The sequence below is a fragment of the Streptomyces xanthochromogenes genome (genome assembly GCF_014650455.1).
Lineage (GTDB): Bacteria > Actinomycetota > Actinomycetes > Streptomycetales > Streptomycetaceae > Streptomyces > Streptomyces xanthochromogenes.
This window is the reverse complement of sequence record NZ_BMUZ01000005.1, coordinates 212,226-235,088: the sequence shown is the minus strand read 5'-3', so window position 1 is coordinate 235,088 and position 22,863 is coordinate 212,226. Positions and strand designations below refer to the sequence as shown.

The 22,863-nt window shown below is 70.1% G+C and carries 19 protein-coding genes; 12 read left to right on the top strand and 7 right to left on the bottom strand.

All coding sequences use genetic code 11. The annotated features are described in order from the left end of the window. The first annotated feature begins 57 nt into the window (after positions 1 to 57). The 9 genes from IE267_RS15240 to IE267_RS15200 all read left to right on the top strand — a co-directional run bounded on the left by IE267_RS15240 (position 58) and on the right by IE267_RS15200 (position 10,906). Positions 58 to 1,488 carry a NarK family nitrate/nitrite MFS transporter gene (locus tag IE267_RS15240; protein ID WP_167159279.1) on the top strand — a complete coding sequence of 477 codons (1,431 nt, stop codon included), beginning with the start codon at positions 58 to 60 and terminating at the stop codon, positions 1,486 to 1,488. Between the two features lie 338 nt (positions 1,489 to 1,826). Continuing rightward, positions 1,827 to 4,097 carry a formate C-acetyltransferase gene (pflB, locus tag IE267_RS15235; RefSeq protein WP_189763586.1) on the top strand — a complete coding sequence of 757 codons (2,271 nt, stop codon included), beginning with the start codon at positions 1,827 to 1,829 and terminating at the stop codon, positions 4,095 to 4,097. A 135-nt stretch (positions 4,098 to 4,232) separates the two neighbouring features. After that, positions 4,233 to 5,063 carry a pyruvate formate-lyase-activating protein gene (pflA, locus tag IE267_RS15230; protein ID WP_189763585.1) on the top strand — a complete coding sequence of 277 codons (831 nt, stop codon included), beginning with the start codon at positions 4,233 to 4,235 and terminating at the stop codon, positions 5,061 to 5,063. A 149-nt stretch (positions 5,064 to 5,212) separates the two neighbouring features. Beyond that, on the top strand, positions 5,213 to 6,331 hold the full coding sequence (locus IE267_RS15225; protein ID WP_167159285.1) for an MFS transporter: 1,119 nt from the start codon (positions 5,213 to 5,215) through the stop codon (positions 6,329 to 6,331). Then, positions 6,328 to 8,625 (top strand): molybdopterin oxidoreductase family protein, encoded by a 2,298-nt coding sequence (locus IE267_RS15220; RefSeq protein WP_229861193.1) that lies wholly within the window; start codon positions 6,328 to 6,330, stop codon positions 8,623 to 8,625. Before IE267_RS15225 ends, IE267_RS15220 begins: the two co-directional genes overlap by 4 nt. An 8-nt stretch (positions 8,626 to 8,633) precedes the next feature. Beyond that, positions 8,634 to 9,293: a 4Fe-4S dicluster domain-containing protein gene (locus tag IE267_RS15215; RefSeq protein ID WP_167159289.1), complete on the top strand. Its 660-nt coding sequence runs from the start codon at positions 8,634 to 8,636 to the stop codon at positions 9,291 to 9,293. Further along, on the top strand, positions 9,290 to 9,943 hold the full coding sequence (locus IE267_RS15210; protein ID WP_167159291.1) for a QcrA and Rieske domain-containing protein: 654 nt from the start codon (positions 9,290 to 9,292) through the stop codon (positions 9,941 to 9,943). The genes IE267_RS15215 and IE267_RS15210 overlap by 4 nt, the downstream gene beginning before the upstream one ends. A 158-nt stretch (positions 9,944 to 10,101) precedes the next feature. Further along, positions 10,102 to 10,518 (top strand): hypothetical protein, encoded by a 417-nt coding sequence (locus IE267_RS15205; protein ID WP_373304555.1) that lies wholly within the window; start codon positions 10,102 to 10,104, stop codon positions 10,516 to 10,518. 166 nt (positions 10,519 to 10,684) lie between these two features. After that, entirely contained in the window at positions 10,685 to 10,906 is a 222-nt protein-coding gene (locus IE267_RS15200; RefSeq protein WP_167159293.1) for a hypothetical protein, read from the top strand. 16 nt (positions 10,907 to 10,922) lie between these two features. Here IE267_RS15200 and mscL read toward each other — a convergent pair whose 3' ends face one another. The 6 genes from mscL to IE267_RS15170 all read right to left on the bottom strand — a co-directional run bounded on the left by mscL (position 10,923) and on the right by IE267_RS15170 (position 16,821). Then, on the bottom strand, positions 10,923 to 11,429 hold the full coding sequence (mscL, locus tag IE267_RS15195; protein WP_161244140.1) for a large conductance mechanosensitive channel protein MscL: 507 nt from the start codon (positions 11,427 to 11,429) through the stop codon (positions 10,923 to 10,925). Between the two features lie 123 nt (positions 11,430 to 11,552). After that, on the bottom strand, positions 11,553 to 12,116 hold the full coding sequence (locus tag IE267_RS15190; RefSeq protein WP_229861190.1) for a hypothetical protein: 564 nt from the start codon (positions 12,114 to 12,116) through the stop codon (positions 11,553 to 11,555). Between the two features lie 277 nt (positions 12,117 to 12,393). After that, entirely contained in the window at positions 12,394 to 13,227 is an 834-nt protein-coding gene (locus IE267_RS15185) for an S-methyl-5'-thioadenosine phosphorylase (protein ID WP_189763584.1), read from the bottom strand. Between the two features lie 77 nt (positions 13,228 to 13,304). Further along, positions 13,305 to 13,619 carry an FmdB family zinc ribbon protein gene (locus tag IE267_RS15180; protein WP_167159297.1) on the bottom strand — a complete coding sequence of 105 codons (315 nt, stop codon included), beginning with the start codon at positions 13,617 to 13,619 and terminating at the stop codon, positions 13,305 to 13,307. Positions 13,620 to 13,687: 68 nt separating this feature from the next. Further along, positions 13,688 to 14,959, bottom strand: coding sequence for an MFS transporter (locus tag IE267_RS15175; RefSeq protein WP_189763583.1), 1,272 nt, complete (start codon positions 14,957 to 14,959; stop codon positions 13,688 to 13,690). Between the two features lie 293 nt (positions 14,960 to 15,252). Then, positions 15,253 to 16,821 (bottom strand): potassium/proton antiporter, encoded by a 1,569-nt coding sequence (locus tag IE267_RS15170; protein WP_229861251.1) that lies wholly within the window; start codon positions 16,819 to 16,821, stop codon positions 15,253 to 15,255. Positions 16,822 to 17,131: 310 nt separating this feature from the next. Between IE267_RS15170 and IE267_RS15165 the strand changes: the two genes are divergently transcribed. Next, on the top strand, positions 17,132 to 19,882 hold the full coding sequence (locus IE267_RS15165) for a penicillin acylase family protein (protein ID WP_167159301.1): 2,751 nt from the start codon (positions 17,132 to 17,134) through the stop codon (positions 19,880 to 19,882). A 26-nt stretch (positions 19,883 to 19,908) separates the two neighbouring features. Here the strand turns inward: IE267_RS15165 and IE267_RS15160 are convergent, their stop codons facing one another. Then, entirely contained in the window at positions 19,909 to 20,490 is a 582-nt protein-coding gene (locus IE267_RS15160; protein ID WP_189763582.1) for a 5-formyltetrahydrofolate cyclo-ligase, read from the bottom strand. 104 nt (positions 20,491 to 20,594) lie between these two features. Between IE267_RS15160 and galU the strand changes: the two genes are divergently transcribed. Continuing rightward, complete coding sequence (gene galU / locus IE267_RS15155) at positions 20,595 to 21,497, top strand: UTP--glucose-1-phosphate uridylyltransferase GalU (RefSeq protein ID WP_189763581.1); 903 nt, start codon at positions 20,595 to 20,597, stop codon at positions 21,495 to 21,497. A 5-nt stretch (positions 21,498 to 21,502) separates the two neighbouring features. Continuing rightward, positions 21,503 to 22,804: a molybdotransferase-like divisome protein Glp gene (gene glp, locus IE267_RS15150; protein WP_167159308.1), complete on the top strand. Its 1,302-nt coding sequence runs from the start codon at positions 21,503 to 21,505 to the stop codon at positions 22,802 to 22,804. Positions 22,805 to 22,863 lie beyond the last annotated feature (59 nt).

The following is a 22,863-nucleotide window of genomic DNA, read 5'->3' as shown; positions in this document are numbered from 1 at the left end:
GCGCGTGAGGCGCAGCCTGGATATGTCAGGACTCGTCTCAACCCCCTGGGAAGCACCATGAGTTCCGCGCTCCAGCCATCCACCCGGCACGACGCCGGCCCCGACGCCACAGGCTCGTACGACCCGGCGAACTATCGTCCCGGCCGCACCATCACCGAATGGGAGCCGGAGAACGAGGTCTTCTGGCGGTCGGTCGGCCGGAAGGTGGCCACCCGGAACCTGTGGATCGCCGTCCCCGCCCTGCTCGTCGCCTTCGTGGTCTGGCAGGTCTGGTCCGTCACCGCGACCAACCTCAAGGACGTCGGCTTCACCTTCTCCACCTCCCAGCTGTTCTGGCTCACCGCCATACCGGGCCTGACCGGCGGCACCGCCCGCATCCTCTACACCTTCCTCGGCCCGATGATCGGCCAGCGCCGCTTCACCGCGCTGTCGACGGTCGTGCTGATCGTGCCGCTGATCTGGCTCGGTATCGCCATCCAGAACACCTCGACCCCGTACGGCGTCATGGTGATCATCGCCGCGCTCTGCGGCATCGGCGGCGCCAACTTCGCCTCCTCGCTCGCCAACATCGGCTTCTTCTTCCCGAAGAAGGAGAAGGGCAACGCCACCGGGATCAACGGCGGCCTCGGCAACCTCGGCGTCTCCGTCGTCCAGCTCCTGACCCCGATCGTCATCACCTTCTCGACCATCGCGATCGGCTCCGCCCAGCACAAGAAGGACGGCACCCCGGTCTACCTGCAGAACGCCGCGTTCCTGTGGGTCCCGGTCCTGATCGTCCTCGCCCTGATCGCCTGGTTCGGCCAGAACGACCTGAAGGTCGCCTCCACCCCGTTCAGCCGCCAGAAGGTCATCTTCAAGCGCAAGCACAACTGGCTGATGACCTGGCTGTACGTCGGCACCTTCGGCTCCTTCATCGGCTTCGCCGCCGCCCTGCCGCTCCTGATCAAGACGACGTTCCCGGCGTACTCCGTCGCCACCTACGCCTGGATGGGCCCGGCCCTGGGCGCACTGGCCCGCTGGGCCGGCGGCTGGATCGCCGACAAGCTCGGCGGCGCGAAGGTCACCATCATCTCGTTCGTCGGCATGGCGCTCGCGATCATCGGTGTCATCAACTTCCTTCCCACCGGCGGGGGTTCGGGCAACTTCTTCGGCTTCTTCGGCTGCTTCCTCGCCGCGTTCTTCTTCTCCGGCATCGGCAACGGCTCGACCTTCCGGCAGATCCCGGTGATCTTCCGCAACCAGCACCTGAAGGGTCTGACCGAGGGCACTCCCGAGTACGCCAAGGCGCTCAAGCAGTCCGAGATGGAGGCGGGCGCGGTCACCGGCTTCACCTCCGCGATCGCCGCGTACGGCTTCTTCTTCATCCCGGCGATGTTCGCCAACTTCGCGGTGACCAGCGCGATGTGGGGCTTCGTGGCCTTCTACGTCAGCTGCATCGTGGTCGCCTGGTGGTTCTACGCCCGCAAGGGCGCGGAGGCGCCCAGCTAGGCGGCAGGTTCTCGGTCGACTTCTCGGTCGACTTCTCGGTCGACGGCGAAGGGGCCCGCACATTCCGTGCGGGCCCCTTCGCGTTCCGGAGGTGCGCGGCGGGGAAATTCTTGTGAATGCTTTCACAAGCGAACTAGGGCCCAAGGTCCCGGCCGAATGTGCAGGTCAGTGGCAGTGTCAAGAAATGGGGGAGGTGAAGGAGGGGGCTTTCGGCCCGGATCTGGTGACCTCTGCCGCCGCAATTGATCGATCAAAAGGAGTGGAATGGAAGCAGTCGAAGAGCTACCGCTCGACGACGCAGAAGGACACGTCAACGGCGATTCGGAAGGGTGCCCGCCATGACCGCGACCCCCGCAGAGGCAACGAAGAACGGCGCAGCCTGGGACGGCTTCAAGGGCGGACTGTGGCGCGACGCCATCGACGTCCGCGACTTCGTCCAGCAGAACTACACGCCCTACGAGGGCGACGCCGACTTCCTGGCCGGCCCCACCGAGCGCACCACCGCCGTCTGGAACAAGCTCCTGTCGATGTTCCCGCAGGAGATCGAGCAGGGCATCTACGACGTGGACGTGAAGACCCCGTCCCGCATCGACGCCTTCAAGCCCGGCTACATCGACGGCACCCCCGCCGACCACAACGACCTCATCGTCGGCCTCCAGACCGATGGCGCCCTCAAGCGCGCCATCATGCCCAACGGCGGCTGGCGCATGGTCGAAGGCGCCCTCAACGCCTACGGCTACGAGGCCGACCCCGAGATCCGCGACGTCTACACCCACCTGCGCAAGACCCACAACGAGGGCGTCTTCGACGCCTACACCCCCGAGATCCGCGCCTGCCGCTCCTCCGGCATCATCACGGGCCTGCCCGACGCCTACGGCCGCGGCCGCATCATCGGCGACTACCGCCGCGTCGCCCTCTACGGCGTCGACCGCCTCATCGCCGCCAAGGAAGCCGACAAGGCCCGCCTCGGCGAAGCCTGGGCGACGGAGACCGTCATCCGCGACCGCGAGGAAATCTCCGAGCAGATCAAGGCACTCGGCGAACTCAAGGCCATGGCCCTCTCCTACGGCTACGACATCTCCGGCCCCGCCACCACCGGCCGCGAAGCCGTCCAGTGGCTGTACTTCGCCTACCTCGCCGCGGTGAAGGAGCAGAACGGCGCGGCCATGTCGATCGGCCGCATCGACAACTTCCTCGACATCTACCTCCAGCGCGACATCGAGGCCGGCCTCATCACCGAGGAGCAGGCCCAGGAGTTCATCGACGACTTCGTCATCAAGCTCCGCATCGTCCGCTTCCTGCGCACCCCCGAATACAACGAGCTGTACTCCGGCGACCCCACCTGGGTCACCTGGTCCATGGCCGGCATCGGCGAGGACGGCCGCCCCCTCGTCTCCCGCACCACCTTCCGCGCCCTGCAGACCCTCTACAACCTCGGCCCCGCCCCCGAGCCCAACCTCACCGTCTTCTGGGACCGCGAACTCCCCACCGGATTCAAGGACTTCGCGTCCAAGGTCGCCATCGACACCTCGGCGATCCAGTTCGAGTCCGACGAGCTGATGCGGCCCAAGTACGGCGACGACACCGCCATCGCCTGCTGCGTGTCGGCCATGGCCGTCGGCAAGCAGATGCAGTTCTTCGGCGCCCGCGTCAACGTCGCCAAGGCCCTGCTCTACGCGATCAACGGCGGCCGCGACGAGAAGAGCGGCAAGCTCGTCGTCGAGGGCTTCACCCCCATCGAGGGCGACCACCTCGACTACGAGACCGTCGCCGCCCAGTACGACGCGATGCTGGACTGGCTGGCCAAGACGTACGTCCACGCGCTCAACGTCATCCACTACATGCACGACAAGTACGCCTACGAGCGCATCGAGATGGCGCTGCACGACCAGCAGATCCTGCGCACCATGGCCTGCGGCATCGCCGGCCTCTCGGTCGCCGCCGACTCGCTGTCCGCCATCAAGCACGCCAAGGTCAAGGTCATCCGCGACGAGACGGGCCTCGCCGTCGACTACGAGATCGAGGGCGACTACCCGGCGTACGGCAACAACGACGACCGCGCCGACGAGATCGCCACCAAGATCGTGCACGACTTCATGGAGAAGGTGCGCAAGCACCCCACCTACCGCAACGCCGTCCACACCCAGTCGGTGCTGACGATCACGTCCAACGTGGTCTACGGCAAGAAGACCGGCAACACCCCCGACGGCCGCCGGGCCGGCACCCCGTTCGCGCCCGGCGCGAACCCGATGAACGGCCGCGACCAGCACGGCTACATCGCCTCCGCGCTGTCCGTCGCCAAGCTGCCCTACGACGACGCCGAGGACGGCATCTCGCTCACCAACACCATCACCCCCGACGCCCTCGGCCGCACCCCGCGCGAGCGCATCGACAACCTGTCCGGGGTCCTGGATGGCTTCATGGCCAGCAACGGCTTCCACATGAACGTGAACGTCCTCGACAAGGCCACCCTCGAAGACGCCATGCAGCACCCGGAGAACTACCCCCAGCTCACCATCCGGGTCTCCGGCTACGCGGTCAACTTCGTCCGCCTCACCCGCGAGCAGCAGCTGGACGTCATCAACCGGACGTTCCACGGGGGGCTTTGAGAAAACGGGCGTGGGGGGGTGGGGCCCCCTCCCCCCCACCCCCCCCACGCCCACCCACCCCACCCCACCCCACCCCGCCCCCGCCCCCACCCCCAGCTCCAACCTCAGCCAGTCCCAGTCCAGGAAGGTCCTGCCATGGCCGTTCTGCTCAGCCCGGAGATCCCCGTCGGCCGACCGGCCCGTTTCGGTTGCGACGAGGACGCCACCACGCCCGCCGGGGCGGCCACCCGGCGGCCGATCGTCGGCTCGGTGCACTCCTGGGATCTGTCGACCGGCGTCGACGGCCCGGGCACGCGCTTCGTCACCTTCCTCTCGGGCTGCCCGCTGACCTGCCTGTACTGCCACAACCCCGACACCTGGCGGATGCGCAACGGCAAGCGCACCACCGCGGACGACGTGGTCGCCGAGGCCGCCAAGTACACGACGTTCATCCGGGCGGCCGGCGGCGGCGCCACCGTCAGCGGTGGCGAGCCGCTGCTCCAGCCCGTCTTCGCCGGCGAGCTGCTGCACCGCTACAAGCACGACCTGGGCCTGCACACCGCCCTGGACACCTCCGGTTTCCTCGGCACCCGGGCCACCGACGCGCTGCTGCGCGACGTCGACCTGGTGCTCCTCGACATCAAGTCCTGGGACGGCGAGACGTACCAGAAGGTGACGGGCCGGCCGCTGCAGCCGACGCTGGACTTCGCCCATCGGCTGGCGGACCTCGGCAAGGAGGTCCACGTCCGTTTCGTACTGGTCCCGGGGCTGACCGACGACCCCGCCAACGTCGACGGTGTCGCCTCCTTCGCCGCCTCCCTCGGCAATGTGTCCCGCGTCGACGTCCTGCCCTTCCACAAGCTGGGCGAGAGCAAGTGGCAGGCCCTCGACATGAACTTCACCCTCCACGACACCCCGTCACCGAACCCGGCCGCGCTGACGGCGGCCCGCGAGATCTTCACCTCGCACGGCCTGAACGCGGTCTGAGTCCGCTCAGAACCCGGTCCGACTGCCGTCCGCGCTCTGCCGTCGACGCCTACGACCGGTCGCGGGCCGAGGACTCGCCCAGGCCGACGACTCACCCTGTTGATCCCTAAAACAGGTGATCCACCCCTTCATGTCCCTACCGTGAGGAGGTGACCGAGCCCCCAGCGCCTCCCGCCGCACCCCCGGACGAGACCTCACCGGGCGTGCCGCCACCGGTGACGGCCGCTGCCGTCGCGCGTGCTCCGCGTTCCGTGGCGCTGCGCGCGACCCTGGCCGGTGTGGCCGTCTCCGTGCTGCTGGTCCTGGCCATCGTGTTCGGCAGCCGGCTGCTCAAGGACTTCGACTCCGCGCTCCTTCCGTACGCGGTCGCCACCGTCTTCCTGGCCTTCGGTGTCGCCTACCGCTACACCGTGTGGATCTCCTCTCCGGGCGCGCGCCGCCTGTTCAAGCAGGGGTGGCGCAGCCTGTTCTCGGTGGCCAACTTCCGCAAGGCACCCACTGCCCTGCCGAAGATGATCGCCACCTACCTGGGCTTCCAGAAGTTCCTCGGCGCCCGCTCGCACGCCCGCTGGGCCGCCCACCAGCTCATCTTCTGGGGCTGCATCCTGGCCGCCGCGATCACGTTCCCGCTGACCTGGGGCTGGTTCACCTTCACCTCGGGATCCGGTTCGGGCCCGGGGTACGAGATGCGGATCTGGGGGTTCAAGATCCTCGGGTTCGACGCGCTGAGCGTGGTCGGCTGGCTGATGTTCCACGGTCTGGACATCGCCGCCGTCCTGGTCATCCCGGGGGCCTCGTACTTCCTGTGGCGGCGGATGAAGGACCGCGGCGCCATCACCGGCCAGCGTTTCGGCTACGACCTCGTCCCGCTGATCGCGCTGATCGTCATCTCCGTGACCGGGCTCCTCCTCACCTTCTCGTCGATCTTCCTGCACGGCGGCGGCTACGAGTTCCTGGCGATCCTGCACATGGTGTCGGTGGTGTTCACGCTCATCTACATCCCGTTCGGGAAGTTCTTCCACATCGTGCAGCGGCCGGCCGCGGTCGGCATGCAGCTGTTCAAGTACACGACCCGCCAGGACGAGCAGGTCTTCCCGTGCAAGCGCTGCGGTGAGCCCATCGACACCGCCCCCTACGTCGAGAACCTGCGCGGCACCATGCGCGATCTGAAGCTCGACTTCGACGCATGGGCCCAGTACTGCCCGCGCTGCAAGCGGGTGCTGCGCGGCACCGCCTACCTCAGCCACGTCAAGAAGGGCTTCAAGTGAGCAGCCCCATTCCGCTGGACCCTTCGATCGCGCCGCCCGGCACCCGCAACTTCCGCGACGCGGGCGGAATCCCCGCCGACCAGTGGCATGCCGACCAGAACGGCGAAACCCTGGTTCCCACGCACTGCTGCTTCTGCGGGGTGCAGTGCGGCATGTATCTGCGGGTCGACCGGGCGGGCAAGGTGTTCGGGGTCGAGCCCCGCAACCACGACATCAACCGGATGCGCCTGTGCCCCAAGGGCATCAACGCCTACCAGCAGATCAACCACCCCGACCGGCTGACCGCGCCCCTGATGCGCCGCTCCCGCGACGAGCCGTTCCGCGAGGCCTCCTGGGAGGAGGCGCTCGACTTCACGGTCGCCGAGATCCGCCGCATCCAGGGCGCGTACGGCAATGACGCGTTCGGGCTGCTCGGCGGGGCGAGCCTGTTCTCCGAGAAGACGTACCTGGTCGGCAAGTTCGGCCGGGTCGCGCTCAAGACACGGCACGTCGACTACAACGGCCGCCTGTGCATGGTGTCCGCGGCCGGCGCCAACAAGCTGGCCTTCGGCATCGACCGGGCGGGCAATCCGTTCTCCGACATCCTGCTCACCGACTGCCTGCTGATCGCCGGGTCGAACGTGGGGGAGTGCTTCCCCGTCATGACCCAGTACCTGTGGGGCGCCCGGGACCGAGGGGCCAGTCTCATCGTGATCGACCCGCGCGAGACGGCCATCGCCCGCACCGCCGACATCCACGTCGCCCTGCGCCCCGGCACCGACGCGGCCTTCTTCAACGCCGTACTCCACGTCGTCATCGAGGAGAACCTCGTCGACAAGGAGTTCGTCGCCGAGCACACCACCGGCTGGGACGAGGTGCGTGCCGCCGTCGCCGACTGCACGCCCGAGACGGCCGCCGACATCTGCGGAATCCCCGCCTCGCAGGTCGTCCAGGTGGCCCGGGCCTTCGCGGGCGCCAAGCGGGCGATGGCCTGGCACGCCCGGGGGATCGAGCACCATTCGCAGGGCGTCGAGAACTGTCTGACCGTCATCAATCTGTGCACCGCCACCGGCCACCTCGGCAAGCCCGGCGCCGGCTACGGCACCATCACCGGCCAGGGCAACGGGCAGGGCGGACGCGAGCACGGTCAGAAGTCCGATCTCCTGCCGGGCGGCCGTTCCATCTCGAATCCGGAACACCGCCGGCAGATCTGCGAGATCTGGGGCATCGAGGAGAGCGAACTCCCGCCCGCGGGAACCTCGATGATGGAAATGGTCTGGCAGATGCAGCGCCAGGAGATCCGCGGCCTGATCGGCATCTGCAACAACCCGTTCGTCTCGCTGCCCAACTACGCGACGGTCAAGAACGGTTACGACACTCTGGAGTTCCACGCTCAATTCGACTTCTTCCTTTCCGAGACCGCGGCCAACGCGCACGTCGTCTTCCCCGTCACCACCTGGGCCGAGGACGAGGGCGTGATGGCCAACGCCGAGGCGAGGGTGGTCAAGCACAACAAGGCGCAGGAGCCTCCGCCCGGGGTGCGCACCGACACCTGGGTGATGTGTCAGCTGGCCGGGCGTCTGGGGGTGGGCGACAAGTTCGACTATCCGGGCTCCCGCGAGGTGTTCGAGGAGTTGCGCATCGCGTCGGCCGGGACGGTCAACGACTACTACGGCATCACCTACGAGCGTCTGGAGGAGACCGGCGGTATCGCCTGGCCCTGCCCCTCCACCGACCATCCGGGCACGCCCCGCCTCTTCGAGGGCGGCAAGACCTCGCACCCGGACGGCAAGATCCATATGCAGGTCGTCGAGTGGCACCCGCCGATGGACCCGTACGACGAAGAGCATCCGATGTCGCTGACGACGGGCCGTACGGTGGCGCACTTCCTGTCCGGCAACCAGACCCGCCGGCTCGGCGCGCTCGTCGAGCAGACCCCGCGCCCTTGGGTCGAGGTCCACCCCTCGCACGGCTTCCGCAACGGCGACCCGGTGCGGGTGGTGACCCGGCGGGGGAGCGAGGTCTTTCCCGCCCTGGTGACCGAGGCCATCCGTCCCGACACCGTGTTCATCCCGTACCACTGGCCCGTGCCGACGGCCGCCAACGCGCTCACCATCGACGCCCTCGACCCGCGTTCCAAGATCCCCGAGTACAAGGTGTGCGCCTGCCGCATCGAGGCCGCCGAGCGGATCGACGAGGTGCCGGCGCCGCCGACCGCGCCGGGGCAGGTGGCGTATCCGGCGACCCAGGTCTCGCGCACCGACCCCCTGCCGCCCACGTCCCCGCAGGGCCGTGGCACCGCGGAGAGGAGCTGACGTCCGCCATGATGGGCAGAACGATCTTCATCGACCCGGGGCGCTGCATCGGCTGCCAGGCCTGTGTGTCGGCCTGCCGCGAGTGCGACTCGCACCGCGGCAAGTCCATGATCCATCTCGACTATCCCGACGAGGGTCATTCCGTCGCCTCCCTTCCGACCGTCTGTATGCACTGCGAGGACCCGGTCGCGCCGTGCGCCGAGGTGTGTCCCGCCGACGCGATCCTGGTGACCGCGGACGGGGTGGTGCAGCAGGCCGACACCACCCGCTGCATCGGCTGCGCCAACTGCGTCAACGCCTGTCCCTTCGGCGTACCGAAGATCGACCTCCAGGCGAAGCTGCAGATGAAGTGCAACCTCTGCTACGACCGCACCGCCTACGGTCTGGCGCCCATGTGCGCCACGGTCTGCCCGACCGGCGCGCTGTTCTACGGGACCGTCGAGGAGCTGCGTGCCGAGCGCCCCGGGGTCCAGGTCGCCGACTCCTTCACGTTCGGCGATGTCGTCGTCTCCACCGGCGTGGCCATGGTCGTGCCCGCCGACAAGGTCCAGTGGCCGGTGCCCGGCGGGCTCCCGATCGTCGAGGTGAATGGAAAAGCCGTGAACCAAGTGAACTCCGGCACGGCCGGCGGCGGGCGCCAGGCGGACGGGAAGGACGTCACTCGATGAGCGTCACCGACCAGTCCCCCGTCGCTCCCGACCCGGGCGCCGACCCCGCCCAGGCCGCCCTCCACGACCGCATCGCCGCGGACTCCCTCACCACCCGCCGCGACTATCTGCGCATCGTCGCCACCGTCTCGGGCGGTCTCGCCGTCGGCGGCCTCGCCGTGGCCGGAGGAGTGCTGCACCGGCACGGCGACAGCGACGGCCCGCCCGACGCCAAGCGCGTCGCCCAGGTGCTCGCGCCCGGGGAGTCCGTGGCCTTCCGCTTCCCCGGCGAGGACGACCGCGCGGTCGCCGTCCGCCTCAAGGACGGCACCCTCGTCGGATACTCCGCGGTCTGTACGCATCTGGCCTGCGGGGTGCTGTGGCGCGAGGACCGCGGCACCGAGGGCGAGCTGTACTGCCCCTGCCACGAGGGCGTGTTCGACGCCCGTACCGGGGAGGTCACCGCGGGGCCGCCGCCGCGCCCGCTGCCCAAGGTGCTCCTCGTCGAGGAGGCCGATGGTGCCGTCTGGGCGGTGGCCACGGCACGCTCCGGTGAGAGCGAGGAGGCCGCCATGTGCCGCCAGTTCGCCGACGCGCGGCCCGACTTGGCGGCCCGCCTAGGCTGCCCCGCCGCGAAATCCGGGCCGGCCGAGAGGAGCGAGCGGACATGACCCCCGACGGCGGTGCGCCCCTGGGCCCCGACGGGCCGACCGGCCCCCACGGCAGCCCCGGCCCCGGTAACCCCGGCCCCGGCAGGCCCGGCAGCGCTGACGTGCACGGCAGCGCTGACGGGCACGGCGGCTTCGGCGGGGCGCCCGGTCCCGACGGCCTGCCCGGACCCGGCGGGCACTCGGATCCCGCCGCGGGGTCCCGGCCGGGCGATGACCCCGGCCTTCCCCCGCGGCCCGCGTACACCCCCGGCTCCGCACAGCGACGGCTCAACCGGCCGGTCCACGAGCGCTACCCGCAGATCCGCGCGACCAGTGGCTACGGAGACCCCCGGACCCGGCACACCGGGCCCGGGCCGGGCGCGGGCACCGAGCAGGAGCCGGAGCGCTCCTCGAAGCTGACGGCCCGGCTCACGCTCGCGATGACCGTGGTCATCGGCCAGCTGTGGGGGCTGACCGTGGTGGTCAACGAATGGATGCGGGGCAATACCGGCACCGCCTGGTGGGGTGCGGGCTTCCTGTGTCTGTCGTTCCTGGCGGTCCTGGGCCTCTGGGCCATCGACCCGAAGGACCGCTGACCCCCGCCCGACCGCCGAAGCCCGCCCGGACCGTGGCCTGGGCCTGGGCCGGGGCCCGGATCGCGGCCACGGGATCGCCGGTGCGAGCCCTGCCGACCCCGGGACCCCCGGTCGTCGGCCCCGCGGCCGGGCCGGGCGCCCCCGCCGCCCGCCGTACCCTGGAGGCATGAGCACCGCCCCCGCCCACGGACCGCGTGACCCCGAATCAGTGCCCGCATCGGCGTCCAAGGAGCAGCCGAAGCCCAAGCCGAGGCTGGTCTTCGACGATCCGCTGGACCAGCAGTCGGCGGACGACACCGACCGCGGGTGGGGCGAGCGGCCCGCGTCCGCCGGCAGCGCCGCCGATCTGGCGCGCTTCCTCGACGAGAAGCCGCCCCACCACATCTGAGCCGTCGAAGCCGGTCCTAGAACTCCACGCCCGGACCAGTGCTCGGGCCCGTGCCCGGGCCGCTGCCGGGACCGGCACCCGTGCCCGTACCCGTACCGGGCCCGCGCTGGGCGATCAGAGTGTCGCGGATCTCCTTGAGGACCTCCAGCTCGCTGACCTCCATCGTCTCCTTCACTCCCTGCTGCTGGGCCCGCCGGGCCAGGTACTTGGCCATCGGCAGCACCATCAGGAAGTACACGACCGCGGCGGTGACGAGGAAGCTCAGCAGGGCACTGAGCACTCCGCCCCAGAGGATCTGAATCCCCGAGTCGCCGGTGCAGGGGGCCTTGAAGCAGGAGCTGTAGTGGTCCAGGTCCTTCGTGCCGAGCGCGCCGACCAGGGGGTTGATCACGCCCTTCACGATCGAGTTCACGATGTTGGTGAACGCGGCGCCGATCACCACGGCCACGGCCAGGTCGATCACGTTTCCGCGCATCAGGAAGGCCTTGAAGCCGGCCAGCACGCCTGTCTTCTCCTCGCTCACCAATGAGCCTTTCTTCGCATGTGCAGGGGGTAGGGCAAACTCCTGCGCCACCTTGGACAGGGCAGGGTCGCGCTGTCCAATCCATGCACGCGAACTGGTGACTTGACCGTTCGCCCGTGCGAATCAGCACAGGGTCACCGCCAATCGGGACGAGGTACCGGCACCCACCAGCACCCTCGCGGTTTCGCGCGGCACGGCGAGCACGATCAATGCTCCCGTCTCCGGTGAGGCCGCGCTCGGCCCCGGAACTCGCCGGACCCTGGCGCCCGTTGCCAGCACCCGGGCCTCTCCTCCGCCCGGCGAGGGCGAGTTGGCGGCGGCGATCACATCGACGAGGTCGCCGGGTCGCAGCAGCCGTACGGTCTCGGCGTCCGCGATCCGTACCGGCGCGGACACCACCGGGGTCTCCCGGGCGGGCCCGCGTTCCCGTGGCGCGGGGGCCGCGGGCGGATGCGGGCGCTCGGCGGCCTGCGGGCTGGACACCACGAGGGCGGCGGCCGTGACGGCCAGGCCCGCGGCCACGGCACGCCGCCGCCTGCGCATCGCGCGGCGCAGGGCGTGCCGCCCGCCGCGTACCCGCAGCGGCGGGAAGAACGGCACCCCGCCGGGCTCGGGCGCGGGCACGGGAGGCAGGAAGGGGCGGGGGCGGGGAGTGGGCGAGGAGGGTGCCGCGTGGTCTGTGGACATGGCGATCACTGCCGATCGTGGAGAGCCTGTGCTGCTCGGACGCTCCTCACGATCCCCTGCCCCGCGGGATTGCGCCGGGGCCTGTGGACGACCCCCGGCTTGTGGACAACTCGCTCACCCGAAAGGGGAGTTCACTGCCCGACGCACCCGACGCACCCGACGCACCCGACGCACCCGACGCACCCGACGCACCCGACGACCCGACGCACCCGACTCGCCCCGGCGTCCAACGCCCCGCCCCGCCCCCTCGGCAGCCGCCCCTCACGGCAGCCGCCCCTCACGGCAGTTCGATGCCGAGCTCCCAGCCGTCGTGCGCGTGGGTGCACAGGCAGTCGCGGTCCTCGGTGGCCGGAAGGGCGCCGACCACGTCGAAGAGCACCTCGCGCAGGCGGGCCACGTTCTCGCCGAACACCTTCAGGACCTCGGTGTGCGAGACGCCCTCCCCGGTCTCGGCGCCCGCGTCCAGGTCGGTGACCAGGCTCAACGAGGTGTAGCAGAGCCCGAGTTCGCGGGCGAGCACGGCCTCCGGGTGCCCGGTCATGCCGACCACCGACCAGCCACTCGCCGCATGCCACCGGGACTCGGCGCGGGTCGAGAAGCGAGGTCCCTCGATGACGACCATGGTGCCGCCGTCCACGGCCTGCCAGCCCCGGCCGTCCGCGGCGGCCAGCGCGGCCTTGCGGCCACTGGGGCAGTACGGGTCGGCGAACGTGGTGTGCACGACGTTGGGGACCGTGCCGTCCGGCAGCGGCAGCCCGTCGAAGAAGGTCTGTACGCGTGCCTTCGTGCGGTCCACCAGCTGGTCCGGCACGAGCAGCGTGCCCGGCCCGTACTCGGGGCGCAGGCCGCCGACGGCGCACGGGCCGAGCACCTGGCGCACTCCGACCGAGCGCAGCGCCCACAGGTTGGCGCGGTAGTTGATGCGGTGCGGGGGCAGGTGGTGGCCGCGGCCGTGGCGGGGCAGGAAGGCCACGCGCCGGCCGGCGACCTCGCCGAGGAAGAGCGAGTCGCTGGGGGAGCCGTAGGGAGTGTCGACCTGGACCTCGGTGACGTCCTCCAGGAACGAGTAGAACCCCGAGCCGCCGATGACGCCGATCTCTGCGTTAACCATGGCGGTCACACTAACCGGGGGCGAAAACGCGGGAACCCCCGCCGTGGTACGGCGGGGGTTCCCGAATGAAGGCTGGGTCAGGCGGCCGGGCTGGCGCTCGACGAGGACGAGCCGGAGCTCGACGACGACGAGGAGGCGGCGGGCTTGGCGTCCGAGCCGGACGACGTCGAGGTCTTCGAGGCCGAGGACGACGCGGGCGAGCTGCTCGACGACGCGCCGCGGCTGTCGTTGCGGTAGAAGCCGGAGCCCTTGAAGACGATGCCGACCGCCGAGAACACCTTCTTCAGGCGTCCTTCGCAGTTCGGGCACACGGTCAGGGCGTCATCGGTGAACTTCTGCACCGCCTCGAGGCCCTCGCCGCACTCGGTGCACTGATACTGGTAGGTCGGCACTTGTCTTCCTCCTGGCACTCTCACTCGATGAGTGCTAACGACGGTCCATAGTGACGTATTCCCCGGGATCAGTCCACCGTGACGGGAACACGGTGACCGACGCCACGCGCCACGGTACGTGCAGCCGGGCGCGGAGTGAGCCGCGAACGGAGCGCGAGGAGCGTGACCAGGGCCAGCGCGGTGCCTGCCATCGGCACCAGGAAACCGGCCGTCGAGCCGTGGGCGTCGGTCAGCCGGCCGGCCACCGTGACGGCGGCGGCCTGGCCGAGCGCGACCGCGCCGGTCAGCCAGGTGAACGCCTCGGTGCGCGAGGTCGACGGGACCAGCGACTCGACCAGCGTGTAGCCGGTGATCAGGGCCGGTGCGATGCACAGGCCGACGATCAGGCCCAGGCCGCCGAGCAGCAGCGCGGAGTGCGCCGCCCACAGGCCGGAGGCCGCCAGCGTCAGCGCCGCGTAACCGGCGATCAGCCGGGTGCGGGGAGCGGACTTCCAGGCGATGGCGCCGCAGGCGATGCCGGCCAGCATGTTGCCGGCCGCGAAGATGCCGTAGAGGACGCCGTTGATGCCCGGGTTGCCGATCTCCTCGGCGAACGCGGTGAGCGAGACCTGCATGCCGCCGAAGACCGCGCCGATGCCGAGGAAGGCCATCGCCAGGACGCGTACGCCCGGGATGGACAGCGCGGAGGTGTGCTCGGCCTGCTCCAGCTCCGCGGCGCTGCGCACCGGCGGCTGGGTGGCGCGTTGGGCCGCGAACAGCAGGCCGCCGATCAGGGTGAGCGAGGCCTCGGCGATCAGGCCGGCCGCCGGGTGCACGCCGGTGCACAGGGCGGTGGCGAGGACCGGGCCGATGACGAAGGTGAACTCGTCGGTCACGGACTCGAAGGCGGCGGCGGTCGCCATCAGGGGCGAGCCGTCGAGCTTGCTGGCCCAGCGGGCCCGCACCATGGGCCCGACCTGCGGGACCGAGGCGCCGGTGGGCACGGCGGCGATGAACAGCGCCCACAGGGGCGCGCCCGCCAGGGCGAGCGTGGTCAGCGTGGACACCGAGGCCGCGTGGACCAGAACGCCGGGCACCAGGACGGCGCGCTGGCCGAAGCGGTCGGCGAGCTTGCCGCTCTGCGGGGCGAACAGCGCCATGGACACGCCCGTGAAGGCGGCCACCGCACCGGCGCCGCCGTAGGAGCCGGTCGTGTGCTGGACCAGGAGCAGGATGCCGATGGTGAGCATCGCGAAGGGCTGCCGGGCGGCGAAGCCGGGCAGGAGGAAGGACAGTGCGCCGGGTGTGCGCAGCAGCTGGCCGTAACCGGGCCGCTTGTCAGAAGTGACCGTGGATGCCACGGCCCCTTGCCTTTCTGCCGCCTGGTAGCGCGCCCCATGCACAGATCTGTGGGTGCGGGCGTTGCCGAGAGCTGTCCTCTTGCGCGGAACTGCGGTAGATGCCGGGGGTGCTGCGGGGAGCCCCCGACCGCCATACGGTCGCGCCAGCTCTGCGTCAGGCAGAGTTGGTCGATCAGTGGTGTGCCTTCATGATACAGAGTCTTGGCACTCCGTGCCTACGATTCCGCACGGAGTGCCAACTTTCGGCCTGTGTTTATGCGGCCGACATGCGGCTTAACAGCGCACAACGCGCCTTAATGTGCCGTTCTTCCGGGCTTCGTGTTCTTGCCCGTGCCCCCGCCCGTGTTCTTGGTCGCGTTCTTGGTCGCGCTCCTGCTCGTGCTCCTGGCGGGCTCCTCCGTGCCACCGGTGCCCAGCCAGCCCGCGAGCTTGCCGCCCTGGCCGACCGCGCGCAGCCGGGACTCGGCCGCGTCCCGTACCGGGTCGGTGGCGACGACCAGGAGCTCGTCGCCCTGGCGCAGCACCGTGGTGGGCCCCGGTACGAAGCTCTTGCCGTCCCGCACGACCAGGGTGACGGCGGCGCCGGGCGGCAGCCGCAGCTCGTGCACCTCGACGCCGTGCATCCGTGACTTCGGCGGGATCGCCACGGACAGCAGGTGGCCGCGCAGCCGCTCCAGGGGGGCCGATTCGACGCCGAGGTCGGCGGCCTCGTCGGAGTCCGAGAGCTGGAGCTTGCGGGCCAGCCACGGCAGCGTCGGGCCCTGGATCAGGGTGTAGACGACGACCAGGATGAAGACGATGTTGAAGACCTTCTCGCTGCCGTCGACCCCGGAGACCATGGGGATGGTGGCGAGGATGATGGGCACGGCGCCGCGCAGGCCCGCCCAGGACATCAGGGCCTTCTCCTGCCACGGCATGCGGAACGGCAGCAGGCTCAGCAGTACTTCCAGCGGCCGCGCCACCATGGTCAGGACCAGGCCGATGATCACGGCCGGCCAGAAGTCGGCGGCCAGGTTGTGCGGGGTGACCAGGAGGCCGAGCAGGACGAACATGCCGATCTGGGCGATCCAGCCGAGCCCGTCCGCGAAGCCGCGGGTGGCGGGCCAGTGCGGCAGCTTGGCGTTGCCGAGCACCATGGAGGCGAGGTAGACCGCGAGGAATCCGGAGCCGTGGGCCATCGCGCCGGCCGCGTAGGCGGACACGGCGATCGCCATCACCGCGATCGGATAGAGGCCGGAGGCGGGCAGCGCCACGTGACGCAGTCCGAACGAGCCGAGCCAGCCCACCGCGAGCCCGATGGAGGCGCCGATGGCCAGCTCCAGGGCTATCTTGCCGACCAGCATGTACCAGGAGTCGACCGGCCCCGGCGTCGAGAAGGCGACGACCAGGATCACCACGGGGGCGTCGTTGAAGCCGGACTCGGCCTCCAGGACGCCGGTGATGCGCGAGGGCAGCGGCACCTTGCGCAGGACGGAGAAGACCGCCGCGGCATCGGTGGACGACACCACCGCGCCGATGATGAGCGCCTGCCGCCACTCCAGGCCCACCAGATAGTGCGCGCCCGCCGCCGTGACGCCCACGCTCACCGCGACGCCGACGAGCGACAGCACCACGGCCGCCGGCAACGCCGGTTTGATCTCCTTCCACTTCGTGCCCAGGCCGCCCTCGGCCAGGATCACCACGAGTGCGGCGTAGCCGATCACCTGCGTCAGTTCGGCGTCGTTGAACGTGACGTTGAAGATGCCGTCCTGCCCGATGGCGATCCCGATGCCGAGATACAGGAGCAGGCTGGGGAGCCCGCTGCGGGAGGAGATGCGCACCGCCGCGACGGCGATGAGCAGGACGAGCGAGCAGATGAGCAGGAGTTCGTTGAGCTGGTGGACAGTCAGTGGCCGATCCTTCCCCTCAGGTGCCGCCAGGCACCCCCTGAAAATCGTGCATCCCCAAGCGCCTGGTGCGCATCCGGGGACTCCTGGAACGCACCGGATGAAACGTTCCGGCACCCCAAGGTACTTCGTTACCTTACCTAATCTTTGACGCTTTCTTTACGCGGAAGCTCCCACGGACGCCGTCCCCGTATGTGAACGCAGACACCGCGTCAGGGGCTCTCAGCGGCTGCGCCTATGGTTGCTCCCAGCACTCCTGGACCACCCTGCCCCTCGAAGGACAGCGATGCCCGCCACCACAACCGCCCCTTCCGCCGGTACGACGGCCGGCAAGACGAGCAGGAAGAGGGGACGCCGACTGAGGCTGTTCGTCCTCGTCCTGGTGCTGGCGCTGGTCGCGGGCGTCGCCTACGGCGCGTACTGGGGAGTCAGTACCGTGCGCGCCTCCTTCCCGCAGACCACGGGCACCCTCAAGGTCCCCGGCCTCACCGGCCAGGTCGAGGTCAAGCGCGACGACTACGGCGTCCCGCAGATCTACGCCGACAGCGACGCCGACCTGTTCATGGCCCAGGGCTTCGTCCAGGCGCAGGACCGGTTCTACGAGATGGACGTCCGCCGGCACATGACCTCGGGCCGGCTCTCGGAGATGTTCGGCAGCGGCCAGGTCGACACCGACGCCTTCCTGCGCACGCTCGGCTGGCGCAAGGTCGCACAGCAGGAGTACGACACCAAGCTGTCGCCCGCCACGAAGAAGTACCTCCAGGCCTACTCGGCGGGGGTGAACGCGTATCTCAAGGGCAAGGACGGCAAGGACATCTCCGTCGAGTACGCGGCCCTCAACCTCACCAACGACTACAAGCCCGAACAGTGGTCGCCGGTCGACTCGGTGGCCTGGCTCAAGGCGATGGCCTGGGACCTGCGCGGCAACATGCAGGACGAGATCGACCGCGCCCTGATGACGAGCCGGCTCGGCCCGCAGCAGATCAAGGACCTGTACCCGGCCTACCCGACGGCCACCCACCGTCCCATCGTCGACGAGGGCTCGTACAGCAAGGCCACCGGAAAGTTCGACCCGAGCCGGGCCGCGAGCGCCTCCGACGGCACCTCGAACACCGCGCAGGGCGCGCTGCAGGGCATGCAGAGCCAGCTCGGCGCGCTGTCCGACACCCTCGACAAGATCCCCTCGCTGCTCGGCCCGAGCGGCAGCGGCATCGGCTCCAACTCCTGGGTGGTGTCGGGCCAGTACACGACGACCGGCATGCCGCTGCTCGCCAACGACCCGCACCTCGCGCCGATGATGCCCTCGCTCTGGTACCAGATGGGGCTGCACTGCCGGACGGTCTCCAGCACGTGCAACTACGACGTGGCGGGCTACACCTTCTCCGGCATGCCCGGCGTGGTCATCGGCCACAACCAGGACGTCTCCTGGGGCTTCACCAACCTCGGCGCCGACGTGACCGACCTGTACCTGGAGAAGATCTCCGGGTCCAACTACCTCTACGACAACCAGGAGAAGCCCCTCGCGACCCGCGAGGAGGTCATCAAGGTGGCCGGCGGGGCCGGCAAGACCATCACGGTCCGCGAGAGCAACAACGGCCCGCTCGTCTCCGACCGCGACGACGAGCTGGGCAAGGTCGGCCAGAAGGCGCCCGTGAACTCGGCGGCCCCCGACCGGGGCACGGGCTACGCGGTCGCCCTGAAGTGGACGGCCCTGGAGCCGGGCAAGTCCATGGACGCGGTGTTCGAGCTGAACAGGGCCAAGGACTTCAAGTCCTTCCGGGCCGCGGCCAAGGACTTCGAGGTCCCCTCGCAGAACCTGATCTACGCCGACACCAAGGGCCACATCGGCTACCAGGCGCCCGGCAGGATTCCGGTGCGGGCGGACGGCGTGGACGGCACCATGCCGGTACCGGGCTGGGACTCCAAGTACACGTGGAAGAAGTACGTCCCCTTCGACGCGCTGCCCTACGAGTACGACCCCAAGCGGGGCTTCATCGTCACCGCCAACCAGGCCGTGGTCGACGAGAAGAAGTACCCGTACCTGCTCACCAAGGACTGGGGCTACGGCGCCCGCAGCCAGCGGATCAATGACCTCATCGAGTCGAAGATCAAGGGCGGCGGGAAGATCTCCACCGAGGACATGCAGAAGATGCAGATGGACAACAGCAGCGAGATCGCCGCGCTGCTGACGCCCGCCCTGCTGAAGATCGACGTGTCCGACCCGTCGGTGCGCGAGGCGCAGAAGCTCCTTGAGGGCTGGGACTACACCCAGGAGAACGACTCGGCGGCCGCCGCCTACTTCAACTCGGTGTGGCGCAACGTCCTGAAGCTGGCCTTCGGCAACAAGCTGCCCAAGGAACTGCGCCCCAAGGGCGAGTGCCTGCTGGTGACGCCGCCGGCCGGCACCGGACCGGTCGACGATCCCGACAAGAAGGTCTGGGAATGCGGCGAGCGCGACGGCGACTCGGCGCAGCCCGACGGCGGCGACCGGTGGTTCGAGGTCGTGCGCAAGATCTTCAACGACCAGAACAACAGCTGGTGGAAGGCGCCCGCGACCCGGCTCGACAAGGCCACCGCGACGCGCGACCAGTTGCTCGCACGGGCCATGAAGGACGCCCGCTGGGAGCTGACCGCCAAGCTCGGCAAGGACACCACGACCTGGTCGTGGGGCCGGCTGCACCAGATGGTGCTGAAGAACCAGACCCTCGGCAAGGAGGGCCCGGGCGTTCTGCAGTACATGCTCAACCGAGGCCCGTGGAACCTGGGCGGCGGCGAGGCCGCGGTGGACGCGACCGGCTGGAACGCGGCGAGCGGCGACTACGGCGTCACCTGGGTGCCCTCGATGCGGATGGTCGTGAACCTCAAGGACTTCGACAAGTCCAAGTGGATCAATCTCACCGGCGCCTCGGGCCACGCCTACAGCGCGCACTACTCGGACCAGACCGAGAAGTGGGCCAAGGGCGAGCTGCTCGACTGGTCGTTCACCGGCCGGGCGGTCGACGGTTCGAGCGTCGACACGCTGAAGCTCACGCCGTAGCCGAGCTCACGCCGTAGTACAGGCGCTCACGCGGGAAAGCGCGTCACCCCGTGGGGGGTGACGACGGCCTGCACGGGGTGGTCGTGCGGTTCCTCCGGGACCCGCGCGACCACCTCGTTCGCGTACAGAAGCACCACCAGGGCCGGCGCGCGGCCCGCCGCCCCGATGCGGGCCAGGACCCGGTCGTAGGAGCCGCCGCCCCGGCCCAGGCGCATGCCGCGCGCGTCCACGGCGAGGCCGGGAAGCAGGACCGCGTCCGCGGCCGTCACGGCGTCCGGACCCAGGCGTTCGCCGTCCGGTTCGAGCAGCCCGCGCCCGGCCGGCCGCAGGTGTTCGTGGCCGGCGTAGGGGGCCCAGTCCAGGTCGTTGTCCGGGAGCAGCACCGGAAGCAGTACGCGGACGCCCCGGGTGTGCAGGGAGTCGACCAGGGCGCGGGTGCCGGGCTCGCTGCCCACCGAGACGTAGGCGGCCACCGTGTTGGCGGCGGCGAGTTCGGGCAGGGCCAGGGCGCGGTCGGCAAGCGCCCGGGACGCGGTCAGGAGCTCGTCGCCGGACAGCCGCTTCCTGGCGTCGAGCAGCCCGCGCCGCAAGACCGCCTTTTCGGACATGTGATCACTCACCGTACTTGCGCCGACCCCTCAAATGTGTGCGAAAGAGAGCGAATTCACCGGAGGGCAATCTTCCACACATACGCAGCGGATAGGGTGCCCGCATGACTCAGTCGCCTCCACGGATCACCAAGGCTGTCATCCCCGCCGCCGGGCTCGGCACCCGGTTCCTTCCGGCCACGAAGGCCACTCCGAAGGAGATGCTGCCGGTGGTGGACAAGCCGGCCATCCAGTACGTGGTGGAGGAGGCGGTGGCGGCGGGCCTGTCGGACGTCCTCATGGTCACCGGGCGCAACAAGCGTCCCCTGGAGGACCACTTCGACCGCAACTACGAGCTGGAGTCGGCGCTGACCCGCAAGGGTGACGCCGACCGGCTCGCCAAGGTGCAGGAGTCCAGCGACCTCGCGACCATGCACTACGTGCGCCAGGGCGACCCCAAGGGCCTCGGCCACGCGGTCCTGTGCGCGGCCCCGCACGTGGGCAGCCAGCCCTTCGCGGTGCTCCTCGGCGACGACCTGATCGACGCCCGCGACCAGTTGCTCTCGCGGATGGTGGAGATCCAGGAGCACGAGGGCGGCAGCGTGATCGCGCTCATGGAGGTCGACCCCGAGCAGATCCACCTCTACGGCTGCGCGGCCGTGGAAACCACCGCCGAGAGCGACGTCGTACGGGTCACCGGGCTCGTCGAGAAGCCCGAGCCCGCGGATGCGCCCTCCAACCTCGCCGTGATCGGCCGCTACGTCCTGGACCCGGCCGTCTTCGACGTGCTGCGCACCACCGAGCCCGGCCGCGGCGGCGAGATCCAGCTGACCGACGCACTCCAGCAGATGGCCGCGGACGAGTCGATCGGCGGCCCGGTGCACGGCGTCGTCTTCAAGGGCCGTCGCTATGACACCGGCGATCGCGGAGACTATCTCCGAGCCATTGTCAGACTGGCGTGCGAACGTGAAGACCTGGGCCCCGACTTCAAGGCCTGGCTTCGCCGGTACGTCACCGAGGAGATGTAGGCCCCGTGAGCAACACGATCTGGTCGGTGGACGAGCACCTGGACGACATCCTCGCCGCGGTCCGGCCGCTCGATCCCATCGAGCTCCAACTGCCCGACGCCCAGGGCTGTGTCTTGGTCGAGGACGTCACGGTGCCGGCCGCACTGCCGCCCTTCGACAACAGCTCGATGGACGGGTACGCGGTCCGTGTCGCCGATGTCGCGGGCGCCAGCGAGGAGTTCCCGGCCGTGCTCACCGTGATCGGTGACGTGGCGGCGGGCAGCGGCGAACTGCCCACCGTGGGCCCCGGCCAGGCCGCCCGGATCATGACGGGCGCCCCGCTGCCACCCGGCGCCGAGGCCGTCGTGCCCGTCGAGTGGACCGACGGCGGGACCGGTCGGGGCGCCGCCACCGCCATGCGTCCGGCGGGCCAGGCGCCCGAAGGGGCGAGCGGCGAGGTGCGGGTGCACCGCGGGGCCGAGTCCCGCGCCCACGTCCGCGCGCGCGGCAGCGACGTCCAGGCCGGCGACCTCGCGCTCCGGGCCGGCACCGTGCTCGGCCCGCCCCAGATCGGTCTGCTCGCCGCGATCGGCCGCGGCACCGTGACCGTACGGCCGCGCCCGCGCGTGGTGGTGCTCTCCACCGGCAGTGAACTGGTGCAGCCCGGCGAGCAGTTGGGCCAGGGCCAGATCTACGACTCCAACAGCTTCGCCCTGGCGGCCGCCGCCAAGGACGCGGGCGCCATCTCCTACCGGGTCGGCGCGGTCACGGACGACGCGGCGGTGCTGCGCGACACCATCGAGGACCAGCTGATCCGCGCCGACCTCCTGGTCACCACCGGCGGCGTCAGCGTCGGGGCGTACGACGTCGTCAAGGAGGCGCTGTCCTCGGTGGGCGACGCGGACGAGCCGGGCAGCGGCATCGACTTCCGCAAGCTGAAGATGCAGCCCGGCAAGCCCCAGGGCTTCGGCTCGATCGGCCCCGACCACACCCCGCTGCTCGCCCTGCCCGGCAACCCGGTGTCCAGCTACGTCTCCTTCGAGCTGTTCGTACGCCCCGCGATCCGCACCCTGATGGGCCTGCCCGACGTCAACCGGCCCACCGCACGTGCGGTCCTGAAGGCCGACAAGGCGCTGTCCTCGCCCGCGGACCGGCGCCAGTTCCTGCGTGGCAGCTACGACGCAGAGGCCGGCACCGTCAGCCCCGTGGGCGGCTCCGGATCGCATCTGATCGCGGCGCTCGCCCTCGCCGACTGCCTCATCGTGATCCCCGAGGAGGCCACCTCCGCGGAGCCCGACAGCGAGGTGGAAGTGGTCCTGCTCGGCTGAGCGAGGGCCGGTGGGGGTACGGTGTCTGCCCACAGAAGCCGTACCGGGAGCGCCACCGA